Origin of the sequence: Streptomyces sp. MB09-02B (genome assembly GCF_033794485.1) — a bacterium.
GTDB lineage: Bacteria > Actinomycetota > Actinomycetes > Streptomycetales > Streptomycetaceae > Streptomyces.
Genome location: NZ_JARGEE010000634.1, coordinates 1 through 3,624, shown reverse-complemented (window position 1 = coordinate 3,624; position 3,624 = coordinate 1). Strand labels below are relative to the sequence as shown.

The 3,624-nt window shown below is 71.6% G+C and carries 2 protein-coding genes; both read right to left on the bottom strand.

The window, feature by feature from the left end; translation table 11 throughout:
* Positions 1-1,926 (bottom strand): ABC transporter ATP-binding protein (locus P1P70_RS42035; protein WP_413471668.1); only part of this gene is annotated, 1,926 nt, incomplete at its 3' end.
* A 311-nt stretch (positions 1,927-2,237) separates the two neighbouring features.
* Complete coding sequence (locus P1P70_RS42030) at positions 2,238-3,464, bottom strand: MFS transporter (RefSeq protein WP_319247379.1); 1,227 nt, start codon at positions 3,462-3,464, stop codon at positions 2,238-2,240.
* Positions 3,465-3,624: the final 160 nt, after the last annotated feature.

The window sequence follows — 3,624 nt, the reverse complement described above, 5'->3', positions numbered from 1 at the left end:
GGCGGGGGTGCCGTCGAAGGCGGTGTCCCGGGGCTCCCGGTCGCCCGTCCACAGCCGGGGGGTGATGCCGCGCTCGGCGTCGAACTCGGCGTCCAGCTCGTCCCGTATCGAGTCGCGCGCGGCGGTGTCCTCGGTCTTGGTGAGCGAGGTCGGCGGGGTGTGGCCGGGTGAGACGCCGCCCAGCTCGTCCGGGTCGGTGAGCAGCCTGCGGTAGAGGGCCGAGCGGCGCTCCAGCTCCTCGTGGGTGCCGAGGTCGGCGAGGCGGCCCTCGTCGAGGACGGCGATACGGTCGGCGAGGCCCAGGGTGGAGCGGCGGTGGGCGATGAGGAGGGTGGTGCGGCCCTCCATGACGTGGGACAACGCCTCGTGGATCTCGTGCTCCACGCGGGCGTCCACGGCCGAGGTCGCGTCGTCGAGGACGAGCAGGCGCGGGTCGGTGAGGAGGGCGCGGGCGAGGGCGATCCGCTGGCGCTGGCCGCCGGAGAGGGTGAGGCCGTGTTCGCCGACCTTGGTGGCGTAGCCGTCGGGCAGCTCGGCGATGAAACGGTCCGCCTGGGCGGCGCGGGCGGCGGTCTCGATCTGCTCGTCGGTCGCGTCCGGGTGGCCGTAGGCGATGTTGGCGCGGACCGTGTCGGAGAAGAGGAAGGAGTCCTCGGGGACCAGGCCGATCGCGGCGCGCAGCGAGTCGAGGGTGAGTTCGCGGACGTCGTGGCCGCCGATGAGGACGGCGCCGCGCGTCACGTCGTAGAAGCGTGGCAGGAGCAGCGAGACGGTCGACTTGCCGGAGCCGGAGGAGCCGACGACGGCGAGTGTCTCGCCCGGCCGGATCTCGAAGCCGAGGCCGTCGAGGACGGGGGTGGTCCTGCCGTCGGACCCCTCGTACCCGAAGGACACGTCGTCGAACTCGACGGTCGCGGGCGCGTCGGCGGGGAGGGTCTTCGTGCCGTCGGTGAGCGTGGGCTCGGTGTCGATCAGCTCCAGGACGCGTTCCGTGCCGGCGCGGGCCTGCTGGCCGACGGTGAGGACCATCGCGAGCATGCGGACCGGGCCGACGAGCTGGGCGAGGTAGGTGGAGAAGGCGACGAACGTACCGAGCGTGATGTGGCCCCGGACGGCCAGCCAGCCGCCGAGCGCCAGCATGGCGACCTGACCGAGGGCGGGGACGGCCTGGAGGGCGGGGGTGTAGCGGGAGTTGAACCGGATGGTCCGCAGCCGCCCGGCGAAGAGCCGCCGCCCGACCTCCCGGAGCTTGCCGGTCTCCTGCTCCTCCTGCCCGAACCCCTTCACCACGCGTACGCCGCTGACAGCGCCGTCGACCACGCCCGCGACGGCGGCGGCCTGGGCCTGGGCGTACCAGGTGGCGGGGTGCAGCTTGGTGCGGCTGCGCTGGGCGATCCACCACAGGGCGGGGGCGACGGCGATCGCGACCAGGGTGAGCGGGACGGACAGCCACGCCATGATCACGAGGGAGATCAGGAACAGCAGGAGGTTGCCGATGGTCATCGGCAGCATGAAAAGCAGGCCCTGGATCAGCTGGAGGTCGCTGGTGGCGCGGCCGACGACCTGGCCGGTGGACAGCTCGTCCTGACGGCGGCCGTCGAGGCGGGTGATCGTGCCGTACATCTCCGTCCGCAGGTCGTGCTGGACGTCGAGGGCGAGGCGGCCGCCGTAGTAGCGGCGGATGTAGGTGAACACGTACACGAGGAGGGCGGCGCCGAGCAGGGCCACGGCCCAGGGGGCCATGTCCCGTGTCTTGTCCCCGATCACGTCGTCGATGATCACCTTGGTGATCAGGGGGACCAGCGCCATCACGGCCATACCGGCCAGTGACGAGCCGAGGGCGAGGATCACGTCCTTGGGGTACCGCCAGGCGTATCCGGCCAGTCTGCGCGCCCAACCTCGGTCGCCCCCCTGTTGCGCTGCCACGCCGGTGCCCTCCGTTCGTCCTGGTCTCCGCATGAGACCAACACGGCGGGAGAGGGATTTCATCCCGCCGCCCTATTGGGGGGCGCGTGGGAGCTCGGGTGGTGCCTGTTTCGTCGGCGGGTGCGGCTCCGGTGGGGCTTCTCGCGCAGTTCCCCGCGCCCCTGAAAAGCAGGGGCTGCGCCCCGCGGACTTCCAGGCCCGCAGGGGCCTGGTCTTTTTGGGGCGCGGGGAACTGCGCGAGAAGCCCCACGCACCCGCACCCGCACCCGCACCCGCCGACGAAACAGGCAGCCCCGAGCTATGAGGCGCCCCTACGCCGGCGCCTCCTCCCGTTCCGGGTCCGCCGTCTCCGGGGCGGAGGCCACAACCCCCTCCTCCCCGCTGAACAGGCACACCGCAGCGCACCCCGCAGCGATCAGCGCGGCGATGTACCAGTTCGCGCCCGGGACGTCCCAGGTCAGGGCGAGGTCGAAGAGGATGCCCGCCAGCAGGGAGCCGATCATGTTGCCGGCGCTGCGGAAGAAGTGCATCGCGCCCATCGCCTTGGCGAGGCGGTCCGCCGGGACCTTGCGGGCGACCCAGATGTCGAAGGAGGGGACGAAGAGGATCTCGCCCAGCACCACGGTCAGGCAGCCCACGACCACCCAGGGGGCGGTACGGCCCGCGCCGAACGCCGTGAACGCGACCGTCATGCCCGCCAGCCCCAGCGCCATCACCGCGCCCGGCCGCAGGTGCTTGATCAGGAACTTGAACAGTGGGTACTGGAGGACCAGCACCGTCAGGCCCGTGATCCAGAAGGGGGCCGACGGGGCCCATCCGGACGCGTACTCCTCCATGTGCAGCGGGATGCCGACCATGAAGCCGATGGAGAGGAACCAGAAGACGGCGGAGAGCAGGAAGTAGCGGGTGGCCCCGCGGACCTCGATGCCCTTGAAGACCGCCGTGCTCACCAGCGGCACCCGGTCCACCGGCTTGTCCACGGTCCCGAAGCCGTCCCTCGGGATGAACGCCGAGGACGCCAGGCAGAAGCCGATGAAGATGGCGAACACGACGGAGAACAGGGTGCGCAGGTCGACGTCCGCGAGCAGTCCGCCGACCAGCGCGCCACCGAAGAGGCCCACCTGCGCCGACATCTGGAAGGTCGAGAAGGCCTTCGGGCGCTCGTCGTCGGGGTACGAGACCAGGATGTTCTTCAGGCCGGGGAAGGCCGTGCCGGAGCCGAGGCCGATGAAGAAGGCCAGGACGGAGTAGACGAGGACGCCGTCGCCGAAGCCCATCAGGAACAGGGCCACCGCCTCCGTCGCGGTGCCCGCGAACACCGCGCCCCGGATGCCGATCCGGGCGGCGACCCCCTCGTAGAAGAAGGTCGCGCCGAGGCGGCCCACGTAGGTCATGCACATCACGACCCCGGCCCAGAAGCCGCTGTCGGTGCCGCCGAGGGAGGCGACGAGGACGGGGAACCAGATGAAGTTCCCGATGTGGGCGAGGAAGATGCCGGCGTTCACGCCGATCAGCGCCCGCCTGCGTTCGGTGGTCACGCGGCCGTTCCCTTCAGGTCGGTGGTGGCGATACGGGCGCGGAGATCCGCGATCTCGCGGGCCAGCGCCGGACGGTCGATCTCCGTGCCCCGGACGACCGTGCGGACGGGCAGGGCCGACAGCGGGCGGTCGGGGGCGGAGGGGTGGAGGAGGTTGTAGG